The sequence below is a fragment of the Streptomyces sp. NPDC028305 genome (assembly GCF_055569495.1).
The window spans coordinates 21867-38240 of the sequence record NZ_JBVHTN010000009.1 but is presented as its reverse complement, the minus strand read 5'-3'; the positions used below and the strand labels follow the sequence as shown (position 1 = coordinate 38240).

The 16374-nt window shown below is 70.5% G+C and carries 19 protein-coding genes and 3 pseudogenes; 16 read left to right on the top strand and 6 right to left on the bottom strand.

Annotated elements, in window-relative coordinates; all coding sequences use genetic code 11:
• Window positions 1-193: 193 nt before the first annotated feature.
• The 4 genes from ACZ4WQ_RS35950 (at window position 194) to ACZ4WQ_RS35935 (ending at window position 4317) form a co-directional block, all read left to right on the top strand.
• Entirely contained in the window at window positions 194-1183 is a 990-nt protein-coding gene (locus ACZ4WQ_RS35950) for a FecCD family ABC transporter permease (protein WP_311723912.1), read from the top strand.
• A gap of 2 nt (window positions 1184-1185) precedes the next feature.
• Window positions 1186-2292 carry a FecCD family ABC transporter permease gene (locus ACZ4WQ_RS35945; protein ID WP_398374929.1) on the top strand — a complete coding sequence of 369 codons (1107 nt, stop codon included), beginning with the start codon at window positions 1186-1188 and terminating at the stop codon, window positions 2290-2292.
• Between the two features lie 18 nt (window positions 2293-2310).
• Window positions 2311-3129, top strand: a complete 819-nt coding sequence (locus ACZ4WQ_RS35940) for an ABC transporter ATP-binding protein (RefSeq protein ID WP_394816745.1) — start codon at window positions 2311-2313, stop codon at window positions 3127-3129.
• 129 nt (window positions 3130-3258) lie between these two features.
• On the top strand, window positions 3259-4317 hold the full coding sequence (locus tag ACZ4WQ_RS35935; RefSeq protein ID WP_398374927.1) for an iron-siderophore ABC transporter substrate-binding protein: 1059 nt from the start codon (window positions 3259-3261) through the stop codon (window positions 4315-4317).
• A 67-nt stretch (window positions 4318-4384) separates the two neighbouring features.
• Here ACZ4WQ_RS35935 and ACZ4WQ_RS35930 read toward each other — a convergent pair whose 3' ends face one another.
• Window positions 4385-6004 carry an MFS transporter gene (locus tag ACZ4WQ_RS35930; protein ID WP_398374926.1) on the bottom strand — a complete coding sequence of 540 codons (1620 nt, stop codon included), beginning with the start codon at window positions 6002-6004 and terminating at the stop codon, window positions 4385-4387.
• A 172-nt stretch (window positions 6005-6176) separates the two neighbouring features.
• Here ACZ4WQ_RS35930 and ACZ4WQ_RS35925 point away from each other — a divergent pair, with 172 nt between their 5' ends.
• Window positions 6177-6812, top strand: a complete 636-nt coding sequence (locus tag ACZ4WQ_RS35925) for a TetR/AcrR family transcriptional regulator (protein ID WP_398374924.1) — start codon at window positions 6177-6179, stop codon at window positions 6810-6812.
• Window position 6813: 1 nt separating this feature from the next.
• On the opposite strand, the gene ACZ4WQ_RS35920 is transcribed toward ACZ4WQ_RS35925, so the two are convergent.
• The 4 genes and pseudogenes from ACZ4WQ_RS35920 to ACZ4WQ_RS35905 form a co-directional block, all read right to left on the bottom strand.
• Window positions 6814-7431, bottom strand: a complete 618-nt coding sequence (locus ACZ4WQ_RS35920; protein WP_311724165.1) for a TetR/AcrR family transcriptional regulator — start codon at window positions 7429-7431, stop codon at window positions 6814-6816.
• Between the two features lie 54 nt (window positions 7432-7485).
• Window positions 7486-7726: pseudogene (locus tag ACZ4WQ_RS35915) on the bottom strand (TetR/AcrR family transcriptional regulator); the annotation flags it as partial.
• A 77-nt stretch (window positions 7727-7803) separates the two neighbouring features.
• Window positions 7804-8838, bottom strand: coding sequence for a VOC family protein (locus ACZ4WQ_RS35910; protein WP_398374921.1), 1035 nt, complete (start codon window positions 8836-8838; stop codon window positions 7804-7806).
• Complete coding sequence (locus ACZ4WQ_RS35905; protein ID WP_398374919.1) at window positions 8835-9710, bottom strand: alpha/beta fold hydrolase; 876 nt, start codon at window positions 9708-9710, stop codon at window positions 8835-8837. Before ACZ4WQ_RS35905 ends, ACZ4WQ_RS35910 begins: the two co-directional genes overlap by 4 nt.
• A 103-nt stretch (window positions 9711-9813) precedes the next feature.
• Here ACZ4WQ_RS35905 and ACZ4WQ_RS35900 point away from each other — a divergent pair.
• Window positions 9814-10152 (top strand): annotated as a pseudogene (locus ACZ4WQ_RS35900) (amidohydrolase family protein); the annotation flags it as partial.
• 92 nt (window positions 10153-10244) lie between these two features.
• Here ACZ4WQ_RS35900 and ACZ4WQ_RS35895 read toward each other — a convergent pair.
• The gene (locus ACZ4WQ_RS35895) at window positions 10245-10703 is read right to left on the bottom strand and encodes an Lrp/AsnC family transcriptional regulator (protein ID WP_311723903.1); all 459 of its coding nucleotides are present in this window, start codon (window positions 10701-10703) and stop codon (window positions 10245-10247) included.
• 165 nt (window positions 10704-10868) lie between these two features.
• Here ACZ4WQ_RS35895 and ACZ4WQ_RS35890 point away from each other — a divergent pair, with 165 nt between their 5' ends.
• From ACZ4WQ_RS35890 to ACZ4WQ_RS35845, 10 genes and pseudogenes are all read left to right on the top strand, one after another.
• The gene (locus ACZ4WQ_RS35890; protein ID WP_398375208.1) at window positions 10869-11513 is read left to right on the top strand and encodes an AzlC family ABC transporter permease; all 645 of its coding nucleotides are present in this window, start codon (window positions 10869-10871) and stop codon (window positions 11511-11513) included.
• Window positions 11506-11835, top strand: a complete 330-nt coding sequence (locus tag ACZ4WQ_RS35885; RefSeq protein ID WP_398374917.1) for a branched-chain amino acid transporter permease — start codon at window positions 11506-11508, stop codon at window positions 11833-11835. The genes ACZ4WQ_RS35890 and ACZ4WQ_RS35885 overlap by 8 nt, the downstream gene beginning before the upstream one ends.
• Before the next feature lie 123 nt (window positions 11836-11958).
• Window positions 11959-12321 carry a DUF2089 domain-containing protein gene (locus tag ACZ4WQ_RS35880; RefSeq protein ID WP_311723901.1) on the top strand — a complete coding sequence of 121 codons (363 nt, stop codon included), beginning with the start codon at window positions 11959-11961 and terminating at the stop codon, window positions 12319-12321.
• On the top strand, window positions 12318-12578 hold the full coding sequence (locus tag ACZ4WQ_RS35875; RefSeq protein ID WP_311723900.1) for a hypothetical protein: 261 nt from the start codon (window positions 12318-12320) through the stop codon (window positions 12576-12578). Before ACZ4WQ_RS35880 ends, ACZ4WQ_RS35875 begins: the two co-directional genes overlap by 4 nt.
• A 20-nt stretch (window positions 12579-12598) precedes the next feature.
• Window positions 12599-13024: an SHOCT-like domain-containing protein gene (locus ACZ4WQ_RS35870; protein WP_398374915.1), complete on the top strand. Its 426-nt coding sequence runs from the start codon at window positions 12599-12601 to the stop codon at window positions 13022-13024.
• Window positions 12981-13592, top strand: a pseudogene (locus ACZ4WQ_RS35865) (DUF4097 family beta strand repeat-containing protein). The gene ACZ4WQ_RS35870 and the pseudogene ACZ4WQ_RS35865 overlap by 44 nt, the downstream one beginning before the upstream one ends.
• Window positions 13593-13654: 62 nt before the next feature.
• A complete protein-coding gene (locus tag ACZ4WQ_RS35860) occupies window positions 13655-14656 on the top strand; it encodes an ATP-binding cassette domain-containing protein (protein ID WP_468022714.1) in 1002 nt (333 codons plus the stop codon).
• Window positions 14653-15444 (top strand): ABC transporter permease, encoded by a 792-nt coding sequence (locus tag ACZ4WQ_RS35855; protein WP_398377813.1) that lies wholly within the window; start codon window positions 14653-14655, stop codon window positions 15442-15444. Before ACZ4WQ_RS35860 ends, ACZ4WQ_RS35855 begins: the two co-directional genes overlap by 4 nt.
• Window positions 15445-15564: 120 nt before the next feature.
• The gene (locus ACZ4WQ_RS35850) at window positions 15565-15786 is read left to right on the top strand and encodes a hypothetical protein (RefSeq protein WP_385343750.1); all 222 of its coding nucleotides are present in this window, start codon (window positions 15565-15567) and stop codon (window positions 15784-15786) included.
• 66 nt (window positions 15787-15852) lie between these two features.
• The gene (locus ACZ4WQ_RS35845; protein WP_311723895.1) at window positions 15853-16314 is read left to right on the top strand and encodes an Lrp/AsnC family transcriptional regulator; all 462 of its coding nucleotides are present in this window, start codon (window positions 15853-15855) and stop codon (window positions 16312-16314) included.
• The last annotated feature ends 60 nt before the right edge of the window (window positions 16315-16374 follow it).

Genomic DNA, 16374 nt, shown 5'->3' with positions numbered 1-16374 from the left:
GCCGTGCTGTGCGTCGCGCGCGGCTCAGCCGGAGGTTCGCGATCAAACTAAGGTAAGGTTTACCTAATCAAAGGGGGCGCTGAGTGGGGGATCCCATGTTCCGCAGGGCGATGAAACCACTCCGGATTCAACGGAGTTGCCCGTCGGAGACCACGCGGTGAGGCGAGGCGAGAGAGCCCGTCCCCTGCTGCTCATGACGCTGCTGGTCGTGGCGCTGGGGATGATCTGTCTGCTGTCCCTGACCCTCGGCGCGGCCAGTGTCCCGCCGGACCAGGTGGTGCGGGCGCTGTTCGGCGACCCGCCGAGCCGGCTGGTGGACAACGTCGTCTGGTCGGCCCGGGTGCCGCGTACCGCGCTCGGCCTCACGGCGGGCGCCGCGCTCGGCCTGTCCGGCGCCGTCATGCAGGCCCTGACCCGCAATCCGCTCGCGGACCCCGGGGTGCTGGGGGTCAGCGCGGGCGCGTCGTTCGCCATCGTGCTGGCGGCGGGGGTCTTCGGGCTCGGCTCGTTCCACGGGTACATCTGGTTCGCCTTCGCCGGCGCGCTCGCCGCGAGCGTCCTGGTCTATCTCCTCGGCGGGCTCGGGCGCTCCGGCCCGTCACCGGTCAAGCTGGCCCTCGCCGGCATCTCGGTGACCTCGCTGCTCTCGTCGCTCACCAGCGCCGTCGTGCTGACCGACCCCGACGCGCTGGACCGCTTCCGCTTCTGGTCGGCCGGTTCGATGGCGGACCAGGACGGTGCCACGGTGCTGCGTATGCTGCCCTTCCTTCTCGCGGGCGCCGCCCTGGCCCTCGCCTGCGCACCGGCCCTCAACAGCCTGGCCCTCGGCGACGACGTGGCGACCTCGCTGGGGCGGCGGCTGGGCCTGGTCCGGCTCCAGGGGGTCGCCGCGATCACCCTGCTGACCGGCGCGGCGGTCGCGGCCATCGGGCCGGTCGTCTTCATCGGCCTGGTGGTCCCTCACCTCGCCCGCGTCCTCGCCCAGTCGGCGGGGCTCGGCCCGGACCACCGCTGGCTGCTGCCGCTGTCCGCCGTGCTCGCTGCCGGTCTGCTGCTCGCCGCGGACATCGTCGGCCGGATGATCGCCCGGCCCACCGAGGTGCAGGCCGGGGTCATCGTCGCCTTCATCGGCGGGCCGTTCTTCATCGCCCTGGTCCGCCGGCGCAGGCTGGCGGAGGTGTGACGATGGCCGTCTTCCGCTCCACGCCCCGGCCGCCGAGGAGCCCGGCCGCCGAAGGACGTCCGCCCCTAGGGTCCTTCCGCGGCTACCGGCTCACCGTACCGCCCGTGTCCGGGATTCTCCGGCCCCGGCTGGTGGCGCTGTGCGCGCTGCTCGCCGCCGCCGTCTTCCTCCTGTTCTGCTGGGGACTGTCGATCGGCGACTACCCGATCGCCTTCACCGATGTCGTACGCGCCCTGACCGGCTCCGGCGACCCGGCCACCGTCCTGGTGGTCCGGGAGCTCCGGCTGCCGCGGGCCCTGGTCGGCCTGCTGGCCGGGATCGCCTTCGGCGTCTCCGGTGGCCTCTTCCAGACCATGACCCGCAATCCGCTCGCCAGCCCGGACATGATCGGCCTCACCCAGGGCGCGGGCACCGCCGTGGTGGCGGGCATCGTGCTGGGCTGGGACGGCGGGCTCGGCACCCAGACGCTCGGACTGCTCGGCGCGCTCGTCACCGCGGTGGCCGTGTACGCGCTCGCCTGGCGGCGCGGCGCCACCGGCTACCGGATCATTCTGGTGGGCATCGGGGTGGCCTGGATCTGCACCAGCGCCACCGACTACCTGATGGCCAAGGGCGGCCGCTTCCAGGCGCAGGCCGCCCTCGGCTGGCTGGTGGGCAACCTCAACGGCCGGACGTGGTCCCAGACCGTGCCGCTCGTCGCCGCCCTGGCGGTGCTGCTGCCGACGGCGCTGCTGCTGGGCCGGCTGCTGCGCACCCTGCAACTCGGTGACGACGTCGCCACCGGCCTCGGCACCCGGGTGCAGCCGGTGCGGCTCGCCGTCCTGCTCACCGGCGTGGGGCTGATCGCCTTCGCCACTGCGGCGGCCGGCCCGGTCGCGTTCGTGGCGCTCGCCGCACCGCAGATCGCCCAGCGGCTGGCGGGCACCGCCTGGCCGCCCACGGTCGCCTCGGGGCTGGCCGGGGCGCTGATGGTGCTCGGCGGCGACCTCATCGCCCGCACCCTGATCTCCGGCACGGAGCTGCCGGTGGGAATCGTCACCGGCGTGCTCGGCGCGCCCGTCCTGCTCTGGCTGCTCGTCCGCGCCAACCGCGCGGGCTCAGGAGGTTGATCCATGTCGGCTGATCCCCTGTCGGCGCCCGACCCGGACCTGCGGGCGAGTGGTCTGCGCCTGGCCTACGACAACCGGCCGGTGGTGGACGGCCTCGACCTGGCCGTACCCCCCGGCCGGATCACGGCCATCGTCGGCGCCAACGCCTGCGGCAAGTCCACCCTGCTGCGCGCCCTGGCCCGGCTGCTCGCGCCGCGCGGGGGCGCCGTCCACCTCGACGGCCGGGATCTGCGCTCCATCCCGACCAGGGAGCTGGCCCAGCGGCTGGGCATCCTGCCCCAGAGCCCGGCCGCGCCGGACGGGCTGACCGTCATCGACCTGGTGGGGCGCGGCCGTTCACCGCACCAGACGTGGTGGCGGCAGTGGTCGAGCGCCGACGAGCAGGCCGTTCACCGGGCGCTGGCCGCCACCGGCATGGCCGAGCTGGCGGACCGGCCGCTGGACGAACTGTCCGGCGGCCAGCGCCAGCGCGCCTGGATCGCCATGGCGGTGGCCCAGGGCACCGCGGCGCTGCTGCTGGACGAGCCGACGACCTATCTGGACCTGGCGCACCAGATCGATGTCCTGGACCTGGTCACCGACCTCAACCGGCGGGAGAGCCGCACCGTGGTGATGGTGCTGCACGACCTCAACCAGGCCTGCCGCTACGCCGACCACGTGGTGGCCATGAAGGCGGGGCGGATCGTCGCCGAGGGCGCCCCCGCCGAGGTCATCACCGCCGAGACGGTCGAGGACGTCTTCGCCCTCAGCTGTCAGGTCGCCCCGGACCCGGTCAGCGGCACCCCGATGGTCATCCCGATGGGGCGCCACCACCGGGAGCGCCGGATATCGACTTAGCGCCGGCCTGGTGGCTGGGGACCGAGTCCGCCTCCTGGGGTGGGCCACCGAGTGCGCGGCCCGCGGCCGCACACCCACCACGCACCGTCACGGCACCGACCCGACCGACCCGACCATGAAGGACCACTGATGCGCGGCTCTTTGAGAGGCACCCGGCTCGCCGCGGTACTCGCCTCCGTACTGCTCCTGTTCGGCACCGCCACCGCCTGCGGCTCCGGGGAGGACTCCGGGACCGACGACGGGAAGCCGGCCGCCTCGGGCGGCGCCTTTCCGGTGACCATCGCGCACAAGTACGGCAGCGCCACCGTCAAGAGCGAGCCCAAGCGGATCGTCACGGTCGGGCTGACCGACCAGGACGCCGTGCTCGCCCTGGGCAGGGTTCCGGTCGGTACCACCGAGTGGAACGGCGGATACAAGGGCGCCATCGGCCCCTGGGCCCGGGACGAACTGGGCGACGCGGAGACGCCGACCGTGCTCAAGGACACCGGCACGGGGCCGCAGACGGAGAAGATCGCCGCGCTCCGGCCGGACCTGATCCTCGCGGTCTACGGCGGCCTCACCAAGGAGCAGTACGAGACCCTGTCGAAATTCGCGCCCGTGGTCGCCCAGCCCAAGGAGTACAACGACTTCGGCGTTCCGTGGCAGCGGCAGACCGAGATCATCGGTACCGCGCTCGGGCAGCAGACCAAGGCGAAGGAGCTGGTCAAGGGCGTCCAGGCCGATTTCAAGGCCGCGACCGCCGAGCACCCGGCCTTCGCGGGGGCGGACGCGGTGATGGCCACCCCCTACGACGGCATCTTCGTCTTCGGCAGCCAGGACCCCCGCTCCCGTGTCCTCACCGATCTCGGCTTCACCCTCCCCGCCGACCTGGACAAGGTGATCGGTGACGAGTTCGGCGCCAACATCAGCAAGGAACGCACCGATCTGCTGGACACCGACGCGATCGTGTGGATCGTCGCCGACCCGGCCGAGGACGAGGCCAAGCTCGGCAAGAACCCCCTCTACGCCGATCTCAAGGTGGCCGAACAGGACCGCGAGGTGTTCGTCAAGGAGTCCAGCGACTACGGGAACGCCATCTCCTTCGTGACAGTCCTGAGCCTGCCGTACACGCTCGACCGGCTGGTCCCGCAACTGGCCGCCGCGGTCGACGGCAAGCCCGCCACCAAGGTGACACAGCCCGCGTCCTGACCGCGACGGGCGCCTGCCCGGCCTCGTCGGGGCGAGGCCGGGCAGGGTTCCCGGGGGTCCGGGCGGATCACCGAACGGCGTCCGCGTGCTCCTCGGCCCGGTCCGCTTCCGCCACCGGCCCCTCCTCGCGGTGCTTTCCCGCGGCCTTTCGGGCGGGCAGGACCGCGACGACGATCAGGGTTCCTACGGCCATGATGGCGGCGCCGATGAGGCTGGTGTGGGCGACGGCGTGGGCGAAGGACTCATGGACCGCGTCGACCAGGGCCTGGGCCTGCTGGGGCCCGCCGCCGGGGTTCTTCGCGACCTGCTCGGCGACGGCGAGGCCGCCACCCGCCGAGTCCTTGGCGATGTCCAGCGCGGCGGCCGGGAGGTGGCCGCCGACCAGGTCGGTCAGCTTGTCGCGGTAGGCGGTGCCCAGCAGCGAGCCGAGGATCGCGATGCCCAGGGAGCCCCCGAGTTCCAGCGCGGTGTCGTTGGCACCGCCGCCGACGCCCAACTCCGACTCGGGGAAGGAGCCCATGACGGTGTCGGTGGCCGGGGCCAGGCTCAGGCCGATGGCGAAGCCGAGCAGCAGCAGCGGCGCCAGGAAGTCGGTGTACGTCGAGCCCGACTCGATCCGCGTGAGCAGGAAGACGCCCGCCGTGCCGATCGCCATGCCGGTCCCGACCACCGGCTTCACGCCCAGCTTCGGGGCCAGCCGGCCGGTCACCGCGGCGCCGGCGAAGACGGCTCCGGCCAGCGGCAACAGTCGGATGCCGGTCTCCAGCGCGTCGTAGCCGAGGATGAACTGGAGGAACTGGGTGGCGTAGTAGATCGAGCCGAAGGTGCCGAAGAAGAAGAACAGCACCGCGAGCATCGAGCCGCTGAAGGCGCGCTCCTTGAACTTGCGCACGTTCAGCATGGGGTGCGGGTGGCGCAGCTCCCAGGCGGCGAAGGCAAGCAGGCCGACGCCGGCGACCACGGCCGCGGTGACCGGGCCGACGCCCCACCCGAAGTGCGGACCCTCGATGGTCGCGTAGACCAGGCTGCCGACGGAGACGATCGAGAGCAGACCGCCGACGTAGTCGATCCGGCCCATCTTCTCCGCCTTGGACGGCGGCACCAGGAGCAGCGCGCCGACGACGCCGAGGACCGCGACGGGGACGTTCATCAGGAAGGTGGAGCCCCAGGCGTGGCTCTCCAGAAGCCATCCGGCAGCCAGCGGGCCGGCGGCGATGGCGAGGCCGGAGGTGGCGCTCCAGGCCGTGATGGCCTTGGCGCGCTCCGCCCTCGGGAAGATCGCGACGAGCAGGGAGAGGGTGGCCGGCATCACGACGGCGGCGCCCACACCCATGATCGCGCGGGCGGTGATGACCAGGTTGGTCTCGTCGACCAGGCCGCCCATCACCGAGCCGCCCGTGAAGATCAGCAGGCCCAGGATCAGCGCACCGCGGCGGCTGTACTTGTCCCCGATCGAACCCAGTACGAGCATCAACGCGGCGTACGGGACCGTGTAGCCGTCGATGACCCACTGAAGGTCACTGCTGGACAGGCCGAGATCCCGGGTCATGTCGGGCGCCGCCACGATCAGTGACGTGTTCGCCATGACGACGATCAGCAGGCTCAGGCACAGCACCAGCAGGGCCCACCAGCGCCGTGGATAGGGCGCCGTCATCTTCTCGGCCGGTGTGTTGACGAAGAACGGCATCGGAGCTCCTCAGTGCGTAGCGGCGGCTACGGGTACGCGCGGATCGGCGGGAGCAGTGCGAGCACGGCCACGGCACCGCGGGCAGTTATTTGCTCATCGATGTGCAGACTAGTTTGTTGCCCATCGACGTGCAAATATTGAGCCGCCCTCTCCCGTCGACCGGAGGTCCGACATGACCAGCACGCATGTCACGGGGGGCGAGCGCCGCCGGACGCGGCACACCCGGGCCCGCATCCTCGAGGCGGCACGGCAGGAGCTCGGCCGCGATCCCGACAGCAGCCTCACCGACATCGCCGAGGCCGCCGGCGTGGTGCGCCGCACCGTTTACGACCACTTCGCCGGCCGGCCGGCGCTGATCGAAGGGCTCGCCGCGGACGCCGCTGAGGCGCTGAGACGCGCCCTCGCGGGTGTGGCGGCCCCGGACCCCGACCCCGTCACCGCCATGGCGCGCTTCGTCCTGGCCCTGTGGCCCGTCGGCGACCGCTATCGCATGCTGCTGAGGCTCGCGCCCCAGGACCTGGGGACGGAACGCGCGAACGAAATCCTCTCCCCCGCCCGCGACATGGCGACGGCGATCATCGAGCGCGGGCAGCAGCAGGGCGTCTTCCGGACCGGCGTCCCGCCCGCGCCGCTGAGCAGAGCACTCGAGAGGCTTCTGCTGGCACTCCTGGAGTGCGTGAACACCGGGACCTTGAACGACGACGGCACACGCACCGCGACGGCCGCCCTGATCGCGGTGGGCGCGGACGGCCGCCTCGCCGTCGCCCGGGTCCAGGGACTCGGCCGTACGGAGCCCGTCGGCGCCTAGGTCAGCCGTCGGAGGCTTCGGCTCGCAGCTCCGACGCCATGTCCTCGACGATCGCGGTCGCCGACTGATCGGACACACCCGCCGCGACCAGCGTGGCCACCGCGGTGCGCGTCCCGTCGTCCTCCCACGTCCCCGCGTTGACGCTCTCCAGCAGCGAGAGGGTCAGGGCCTCCAGGGCGGCGCTCAGCACCGCCGCGGGCAGGTGGTCGTGGAACACGCCCGCCCCCTGACCTCGCTCCAGGATGGCGGTGGCCTCGTCGCGGGCCGGGGCGAGGATCTCGGACACCCGTTCCGTGCCCAGGTCCTGGCGGGCGAGCGCGAGAAGCAGCCGGTAGCGGTCGCCGACGGGCCAGATCGACAGCACGAACCGGGCCAGGGCCCGCTGGGGCGTCTCCTCGGCGCCGGGCGCCCGGGTCACGACGCCGCGCAGAGCCTCGGACGCCTCCTCGGCGAGGGCGTCCAGCAGGGCCGCGCGCCCCGGAAAGTGCCCGAAGAGCGTACGGCGGACCACCCCGGCGGCCCGCGCGATCTCCTCCAGGGTCACATCGGGGTTCCGGCCGAGCTCCTCCCGGGCGGCGGCCAGGATGCGGGCCCGGTTGGAGCGCGAGTTGCGCCGCATCGGTTCGCGGACGGTGGCGCGGACGGCAGGCTTGGGCAAGGCACTCATCCCTCGTCAGTCGAGCTCGGGCAGCGGGCGCCGAGCGACGTCGCGGGCGCCCCCCGGCGGGACGCCCGGCATGTGCGGCAGCATCTCGGCGGGGTTCGACGCGGCCTCGTCACCGTCGAGTTCCGGGGAGGCGAACCGCAGCTCCACCAGCGCCGGCAGGGAGCCGCCCAGGGGGCAGCGCCACGGTCGGGTCGGCGACGGTGAACCGGCCGGAGGCGACACCGGCCTCCAGGTCACGCAAGGCGCGCGGGACGCCGCTCGAAACGGTTGCGGGACGGTGCTGACGTCGGCATACGTGTGAGTCTAGCAACGCGGGCTTCGACGTCACAGTTCTGGTGATTTCATCACCTTTCCCTGTTTTCCGGCGCCGCTGAGGGCCGGAACGGTCTTCTCCGGGCGGGCGAGGGAGCGGGCCGCGAGGCGGAACTGGGCGAGTTTGTCGACGATGGTCCGGCCGGCCGGGGTGTGGCCCCAGACGCTGATGCCCTGGTGCGTGCTGGGCTCCCAGGTGCTCTCGTCGATCACGAGGGGGTTCCAGCCGACCTCCCACTCGAAGCCCGAGGGGGTGCGGGCGTAGTACGACAGCTCCTTGTCGTTGGTGTGCTGACCGACGGACAGGGCCATGTCGAAGCCCAGTTCATGCACCCGCTCATAGCTGCGAGCCAGGTCGTCGAGGCCGGCGGCCTGGATGTTGAGGTGCTGGACGCGGGTGTGGACCGGGTCGATCGGCAGACCGCGGACGGCGGCGATCGCGAGGGAGTGGTGGCGCTCGTTGACGCGCAGGAAGCGGATCCTGAGCTTGACGCCGCTGATGGTCTCGTCGATGCAGTCGGTGAGACGGGCGTCGAAGACGGTGCTGAAGTAGCCGCGCATCAGGGCCGGTCTGGCCGAGGTGATCGCGACATGGCCCATGCCCGAGTCACCCGTGATCCATCCGGACGCGAGCATCCGCAGGGGTTCCGGCGAGACGACCGGCGTGGTGTAGATCTCCTGGGTGAGGCCCTTGGGCCCGGGGAACCGCAGCAGGCGTTCGACTCCGCGTGTCCTCGCCTCCTCGGCACTGCCCTCCACGACGGGGACGCCATGGGCGCGTACCCGGGCCTCGATCCGCTCGAGGGTCGCGTGGTCGTCGAGGTGCCAGCCGGTGGCGACGACGTCCTCGGCAGGTCCGCACCGCAGCAGGAAACGGCATTCCTGGTCGTCGAGGCGGAAGCGCATCAGGCCGGCGTCGAGGTCGTCGTGGTGCATGCCGATGGCGTCGGTGCCGAAGCGGCGCCAGTCGGCGAAGCGGTTGGTCTCGATGACGAGGTAGCCGAGATGGACCGCGCCGAAGACGGACGGGGCGTCGTACGTGCTCACCGGCGGCCTGCCAGGAAGTCGGCGCACATCCGGTTGAACAGCTCGGCGTGCTCCCACTGCACCCAGTGGCCGGTGTTCGCGACCATGTACAGGTCGCAGTTGGGCATGCGCCCGGCCAGCATCCGGCCACCGCTGGACCGGTTGACCCTGTCCGCGGCACCCCACAGCACGAGGGTGGGCACGGACAGCCGGGCGAGCCGGGCATCTCGGGTGAAGTCCATCTTCCACAGGGTGCGCAGCGCCTTCGGGCCGGAGGGGCGACGCAGCGGCGGATTCGCGATGACCTCGGGGTCGATGCTGTCCCGGTAGCGGGCGTCGATGATCTCGTCGGGCACCTGGGCTGCGTTGAAGACGAGGTAATCGCGGATGAACTTCTCCAGTTTCAGCCGTGACGGCCCTTCGCCGGTGTAGTAGTTCAGCAGGCTGCTGAGGCCCGGCGTCGGCACGAACAGACGGGTGGTGCCGACGCCACCGGGGCCCATCAGCACCATGCGGCCGACCCGGTCGGGGGTGTCCAGGGCCAGGCGCAGCGCGCAGGCGCCGCCGTAGGAGTCGCCGACGAAGTGGGCCTTGTCCAGGCCGAGTCGGTCGAGCAGGCCGCGGACGTTGTCGGCGAGGTAGCCGAAGGGGTCGGTGCCGTCGACGCCCGTGGTGCTGCGTCCGTACCCGGGCAGGTCGGGCACGATGACCCGGTACTTCTGGGCCAACTCGGCGATGTTACGGCTGTAATTGGAGACGCCGGAGGCGCCGGGGCCGCCGCCGTGCAGCAGCAGGACGGGCGGGCCGTCACCGGTCTGCGCGACGAAGATCTTCTTGCCGGCGATGTCGAGCAGCGACTCCTGCATCGGCGGCGGTGCGGTGTGCGCGGTCATCGTGGTCGGTCCTTACGAGGTGGTCGAGACGGACGTGCGCGGTGCGAGGGCGAATCCGGCCGGGGGCGGCGGGAGCGGGGCGCCGGCGGGCGCGGCGGCTAGAGACTTCCGCGGCTTCTACTTCGACACCGCGCTCTCCTCCAGTCCCGCCGCCCTGCCCACGCTGTTCGCCTTCGCCCGCCCCGGCCATGTCCTGTTCGGCAGCGACTGGCCGTTCGCGCCCGCCGCCGCCGGCCAGTACTTCACCAACGGCCTCGACAGCGGCGTCGGCCCCGGCACCCTCTCGGCCGTCAACCGCACCAACGCCGAAGCGCTCTTCCCCCGCCTGGCCGGCGCCCCCACACCTGCTCCGGCCCGTCCGCTCCCGGTGCGCCTGCGCCAGTCCGCGCAGCGGGCCGGCGCCCGCCTCTTCTTCAAGCTCATCCAGCCCGGGACCAACTGAGAGCCCCTCACCACCGGCTACGGGGAGTTCACGCCCGTGGCGGCCTCCTGCTCCTCGTAGGCCGAGCCGTAGGCCGGGCCGGAGGCCGGACCTCAGGCCTCGGCCTTGATCTTCTTCATGGCGAGGTGGGATGTGATCCGCTGGACACCGGGCAGACCGGTCAGCTTCCCGGTCACAAAACCCTCGTAGGCCGCGTGGTCGGCAACGGCCACGCGGAGGAAGTAGTCGGGGCGGCCGAACATCCGGTGGAAGTCCACGACCTCGTCGTATCCGGCCACCGTGTCCTCGAACGTCTCGATGGTCTTCTGGTCGGTGGCGTACACCTCGACCTCCACCCACACCTGGAGGCCACGTCCGAGGGCGACGGGGTCGACGACCGCCCGATAGCCGACGATGACGCCGGCCTCCTCGAGACGCTTGACCCGGCGCAGACAGGGCGCCGGGGTCAGGCCGACCCGTTTCGCCAGCTCGAGATTGGTCAGCCGACCATCCTGCTGGAGTTGAAAGATAATTGCGCGATCGACAGCATCTAGTTGCGATTGATTGCCCATGATCGGATCCTAACGCCACTATTGGCAATCAAAATGCCCGATTTTCCTTCTATCATTTCTCATATGCGAGAACTGACTGTCGCAGAACACTCCACCCTCCCCCATCCCGCCCCGCCTCCCGGTGCCGCCTCCGACCTCCGGTCCGCTCTCAAGGACTCGGGCTCCGTGGGCCTGGGACTGGTGCCCCTGGGGCTCGCCTTCGGAGTGTGCGTGACCCAGTCCGGTCTCGACTGGTGGTGGGCGAGCGTGTTCACCAGCCTGATCTACGCCGGATCGTTCGAGTTCCTGCTGGTCGGCCTGCTGGGCGCGGCGGCGCCATTGACGACGATCGCCCTGACCGCCTCCCTGGTGAACGTCCGCCACGTCTTCTACGCGCTGTCCTTCCCCCTGGACCGTGTACGGGGCGGACTCGCCAAGGCCTACAGCACCTTCGCCCTCACCGACGAGGCCTACGCCCTGACCACCGGCGAGCGGGCACGTTCCTGGTCCGGGCGGCGCGTCATCTGGCTCCAGGGCTTTATGCACCTGTACTGGGTCGGTGGGGCCACCGCCGGCGCCCTGCTCGGTTCGCTCATCCCCGACGGTGTCACCGGGCTCGACTTCGCCATGACCGCCCTCTTCGCCGTGCTGGCCGTCGACGCGGTGCGCGAGCGGCGCGGCGATCTGCCCACCCCCCTCCTGGCGCTGCTGAGCGCACTGGTGGCGCGGCTGGTCCTGCCCGGTCAGCTGCTGTTGGGCGCCTTCGCCCTGTTCACCACCGCGCTTCTGGCGCGCCACGCCATCGCGCGCAAGGGGGCCTCACATGCCTGATCCCCTGTACGTCCTCCCGGCGGTCGCCCTCTCCGCCGCCGTCACCTGGGCGCTGCGCGCCCTCCCCTTCACCCTCCTGGCACCCCTGCACGCCAGCCGGACCATCCAGTACCTGAGCACCCGCATGCCGGCGGGGGTCATGGTGATCCTGCTCGTGTACTGCCTGCGGGACGTGCCGATGAGCGCGTCCGGCGCGGTGGCCCCACTGGTGGCGCTCACCGCCACGGTCGGCCTCCACCTGTGGCGCCGCAGCGCCCTGCTGAGCATCCTGACAGGCACGGCCGCCTACGTCGCCCTCACCAGCACTGTCTTCGCAAGCTGACGACTTCGCAGGCCGAACCATTGAAGCTCAGATCAGAGAAATTAAGCTTTACGCGTTGACGCCTTAAAAAACTCAAGATAAAAATGAATCAACAGCATGCCGCCGAGAACAGGGGAGCCGAGGGTGGACTGGCAGGAACTGACGGACCTGACGCAGGGGCAGCCGTTCGTGGTCGAGCGGATCCGGCTGGTCGGCAGCGGCGTCGCGGTCGAGGGTCAGTTCGAGCCGCCGCAGCTGGCACAGCTCGGCGTCGACGACCAAGTGTTCGTCGCCGCGTTCGTACGGTCGCACGGTTCGATCAAGGAGATGGAGCGGATCTTCGGGGTGAGCTACCCGACGATCAAGTCCCGGCTGAGACGGATCGCCGAGCACCTCGATTTCGTCGACACCGACCCGGCGCCCACCAGCGCCGACGTCATCGACCGCCTACAGCGGGGGGAGATCAGCGCCCAGGAGGCGCTGGCCGAGCTGGAGAGGTCCCGATGATCCCGCAGCTGGTCACGGTACGCCGTCGCCGTCCCGACGGCCGCTGGCGGCGGCTGTACGTCCCGGTCCTGCCGGTAGCGCTGGTGTTATCGCCGCTGCTGCTGCTCGCCGTGGTGGGCGGAGTGGTCGCATGCCTCGCGACCCAGGTGAGCCCGGTGGGCGCGCTGCGCGGCGCCGGGCAACTGCTGTGGGCGCTGCCCGGCACCCGGTTCGAGATCGACCAGGGCCGAACAGCCGTGCTGGTAAGCATCAGATGAGCCCGAGGGGAAGAGCAACGATGAACGAGCAGCGCCGCCAGATCCTGGAGATGCTGGCCGTGGGAAAGATCACCACGGACGAGGCCGAGCGGCTGATGGACGCCCTCGAACGAGAACAGCCCGAGTCGCCGCCGGGAGCCACGACCCGCCCCAAGCGCCGGCCCAAGTACCTGCGCGTGGTGGTGAGCTGGGCGGACTACGGCGACGGGCCGGGCCACATCAACGTCCAGGTGCCGCTACAACTGCTGCGCGCCGGGGTCCGGCTCACGAGCCTCATCCCTCCCCAGGCGGTCACCAAGGTCAACGCGGAGCTGCACAAGTCAGGGGTACCGATCGACCTCGCCGAGCTCAAGCCGCAGCACCTCGAGGAGCTCGTCGAGCACCTCGACGAGGTCACCGTCGATGTCGACGACCCCGGCGGAAAGGTGCAGGTGTTCTGCGAGTGACACCGCCGCGGTCTCGGCCGTCCTCGACATCCCCGCGAGACACGTCCGGTTCATCGCGGCCGACCGGGCCGACACCACGGTCGAGGTCCTGCCCGCGGACGCCCTGAAGGGCCGCGACGTGAAGGCGGTGGAGCAGACCACGATCGATACGGCGACGGCGTCCTGTGGATCGAGGCCTCACCGGCGAAGAACCGGATCCTCGGCAGCTCCGGATCCATGTGAGGTGACCATCCAGCTGCCCGCCGGCTCGGCGACCTCGCCTTCGAGGGCACGCAGGGGCTCGGTCAAGTTCTACGAGGCCGCGAGCGCCCGCCTCACTCTCCTCGCCGGCAACGTGTCGGTCGACCGCCGGGACGGCGGCCCCGCGGAGATCAACACCCCAAAAGGCGACATCCGGATCGCCGAAGCCGTGCGCGGCACGGTCGTACCGTGCACCCAGGCCGACGACGTGTCGGGCGACGCCGCCCGCGGAGTCTCCGCCTCCCTGGACGCCGTCACCACCGTTGGCCTGAATGTCCACGCGACCACCGCCCACGGCAACGTCGGCATCGTTCGCGCCCATACCTGAGCACCGGCCCCGCCAACTCACGCACTCCCCCCGTCACTTCTGCCTTCGAATAGGAGGGCCTCATGCCTTCTTCTGTCATGCCCACATCCAGTCGGGGCGATGGTCCCCAGTCGCCGGCCGCCATCTCCACCGTCGGCCTGCGCAAGTCCTACGGCGACAAGACCGTCCTCGACGGCATCGATCTGCACATCCCGGCCGGGTCCGTGTTCGCGCTGCTCGGGCCCAACGGCGCCGGCAAGACCACCGCCGTGAAGATCCTCTCCACGCTCATCTCAGCCGACGGCGGACAGGCGCAGGTCGCGGGGCACGACCTCGCCACGTCACCGGACGGGGTGCGTGCCGCGATCGGTGTCACCGGGCAGTTCTCCGCCGTCGACGGCCTGATCACCGGCGAGGAGAACATGCTCCTCATGGCAGACCTCCACCACCTCTCCAAGCGCGAGGGACGGCGGGGCGCCGCCGAACTCCTGGAGCGGTTCGACCTGGTCGAGGCTGCGAAGAAGCCCGCCTCCACCTACTCCGGCGGCATGAAACGCCGCCTCGACATCGCCATGACCCTGGTCGGCAACCCACGGATCATCTTCCTCGACGAACCCACCACCGGCCTCGACCCACGCTCCCGCCACAACATGTGGCAGATCATCCGCGAACTCGTCACCGACGGCGTCACCGTCTTCCTCACCACCCAATACCTCGACGAAGCCGACGAACTCGCCAACCGCATCGCCGTCCTCAACAACGGCACCATCGCCGCCGAAGGCACCGCGGAAGAGCTGAAACGACTGATCCCCGGCGGACACATCCGCCTCCGCTTCACCGACCCCGGCGCCTACCAGACCGCCGCCACCACGCTCCGCGAGGCCACTCGCGACGACGAATCCCTCGCCCTCCAGATCCCCAGCGACGGCAGCCAACGCGAACTGCGCTCCATCCTCGACTGGCTCGACACCGCCGGCATCGAAGCCGACGCACTCACCGTCCACACCCCCGACCTCGACGACGTCTTCTTCGCCCTCACCAGCCCGGCCGACGTCCCCAACCAGTCCAAGGAGAACGTCCGATGAGCGCCCTCTCCCTCGCCGCCCGCGACTCGAACACGATGCTGCGCCGCAATCTGCTGCACGCGTGGCGCTACCCCTCCGGAACCCTGAACCTGCTGCTCACGCCAATCATGATGCTGCTGCTCTTCGTCTATATCTTCGGCGACGCGATGAGCGCGGGCATCGGCGGCGGCAGCGCCGACCGCTCCGAATACATCGCCTACGTCGTCCCGGGCATCCTGCTGATGACCATCGGCAGCACCGTCATCGGGGCCGCGGTGTCCGTCTCCATCGACATGACCGAAGGCATCATCGCGCGCTTCCGCACCATGGCGATCCACCGCGGCTCGATTCTCATCGGGCACGTCGTCGGCAGTGTCTTCCAGTCGATCGCCAGCGTGATCCTCGTCGGCGCCGTCGCTGTCGCCATCGGCTTCCGGTCCACGGACGCCACGGCCCTGGAGTGGCTGGCGGCGTTCGGGCTGCTCACGCTGTTCGCCCTGGCACTCACCTGGATCGCCGTCGGCATGGGCATGGCCAGCCCGAACGCCGAAGCAGCCAGCAATATGGCCATGCCGCTGATCCTCCTCCCGCTCATCTCCAGCGCCTTCACCCCGATCGGCGCGATGCCTGACTGGTTCCGGCCGATCGCCGAGTACCAGCCCTTCACACCCACCATCGAAACCCTGCGCGGCCTGCTCCTCGGCACCGACATCGGCCACAACGGGTGGATCGCGGTCGCCTGGTCCATCGGCCTGGCCGCGCTCGGCTACCGCTGGTCGACGGCGTCGTTCAAGCGCGACCCGAAGTAAGCGGCACAAGCGCGCGGGCCACCTCCCACAGCTCGTCCCGCCCCAGCCCGGAAGGGCCGCCGCCCCTGACGTCAGCACCACAGCAGGAGATGCCATGGATACCAGAATTCATGGCATCCAATGCCTCACAGAAGTCTCCTCCACACCGCCCGCGATGGACGCACCGAGGGCGCGCAGTGGTGTGCGGTCCGGTCGGCAACGGGCAGCGCCCTCTACGGCGAGAGCGTGGGCCTCGGCAACGGCCGACTCGACATGGTGTCGGTCATCGAGGCCATCGAGGCCCGTACCGAGGCGATCGACCCGGCCACCGCCCGCCTGCCCCACCAGGACACCACGCCCTGACAGCTCGCCCGGCCAACGGCACCTGATGCCTCAGATGCCTCACAACAGGAAGAAGGGCAGGTCTCCGTGAAGGAGCTGGACGCCATCGACCGCCGCATTCTCCGGGTGCTCCAGGAGAACGGCAGGATCCAGAACGTCGAACTGGCAGAGAAGGTGGGGCTGTCGCCCTCACCCTGCCTGCGCCGGGTGAAGATGCTGGAAGAGGCCGGAGTGATCGAGCGCTATGTGGCGCTGCTCAACCCGGCGAAGATCGGCATGGGCCTCACCGTGTTCGCCCGGATCTGGCTGACCGGGCAGGACGCCGAAACCGTTGAACACTTCACCGAGGAAGTGAAGCGGCTGCCCCAGATCGTCGAATGCCACCTGATGGCGGGCGACTGCGACTTTCTACTCCGCGTGGTGGCAGCGGATCTCGACGCCTACCGCAAGTTCCAGCTCGACCATCTGACACGCATCAGGGGCGTGCAGAGCGTCAAGACGGAGATCCCGATGCAGAAGATCAAGCTGACTTCCGAACTTCCGCTCTAAGACAACTGTCACCACGGCGTTGAGGCACTTTCAAGTCTGAACCGACCGGCCCTCTACCGG

Excerpts from the sequence above, each read along its gene's own strand:
- ACZ4WQ_RS35920 (WP_311724165.1), bottom strand. The coding sequence starts at position 7,431 with ATGCGGCGCAACTCGCGCTCCAACCGGGCCCGCATCCTGGCCGCCGCC.
- ACZ4WQ_RS35875 (WP_311723900.1), top strand. The coding sequence starts at position 12,318 with ATGATCCCGCAGCTGGTCACGGTACGCCGTCGCCGTCCCGACGGCCGC.
- ACZ4WQ_RS35950 (WP_311723912.1), top strand. The coding sequence starts at position 194 with ATGACGCTGCTGGTCGTGGCGCTGGGGATGATCTGTCTGCTGTCCCTG.
- ACZ4WQ_RS35925 (WP_398374924.1), top strand. The coding sequence starts at position 6,177 with ATGACCAGCACGCATGTCACGGGGGGCGAGCGCCGCCGGACGCGGCAC.
- ACZ4WQ_RS35895 (WP_311723903.1), bottom strand. The coding sequence starts at position 10,703 with ATGGGCAATCAATCGCAACTAGATGCTGTCGATCGCGCAATTATCTTT.
- ACZ4WQ_RS35935 (WP_398374927.1), top strand. The coding sequence starts at position 3,259 with ATGCGCGGCTCTTTGAGAGGCACCCGGCTCGCCGCGGTACTCGCCTCC.
- ACZ4WQ_RS35860 (WP_468022714.1), top strand. The coding sequence starts at position 13,655 with ATGCCTTCTTCTGTCATGCCCACATCCAGTCGGGGCGATGGTCCCCAG.
- ACZ4WQ_RS35930 (WP_398374926.1), bottom strand. The coding sequence starts at position 6,004 with ATGCCGTTCTTCGTCAACACACCGGCCGAGAAGATGACGGCGCCCTAT.
- ACZ4WQ_RS35855 (WP_398377813.1), top strand. The coding sequence starts at position 14,653 with ATGAGCGCCCTCTCCCTCGCCGCCCGCGACTCGAACACGATGCTGCGC.
- ACZ4WQ_RS35945 (WP_398374929.1), top strand. The coding sequence starts at position 1,186 with ATGGCCGTCTTCCGCTCCACGCCCCGGCCGCCGAGGAGCCCGGCCGCC.
- ACZ4WQ_RS35905 (WP_398374919.1), bottom strand. The coding sequence starts at position 9,710 with ATGACCGCGCACACCGCACCGCCGCCGATGCAGGAGTCGCTGCTCGAC.
- ACZ4WQ_RS35850 (WP_385343750.1), top strand. The coding sequence starts at position 15,565 with ATGCCTCACAGAAGTCTCCTCCACACCGCCCGCGATGGACGCACCGAG.
- ACZ4WQ_RS35885 (WP_398374917.1), top strand. The coding sequence starts at position 11,506 with ATGCCTGATCCCCTGTACGTCCTCCCGGCGGTCGCCCTCTCCGCCGCC.
- ACZ4WQ_RS35870 (WP_398374915.1), top strand. The coding sequence starts at position 12,599 with ATGAACGAGCAGCGCCGCCAGATCCTGGAGATGCTGGCCGTGGGAAAG.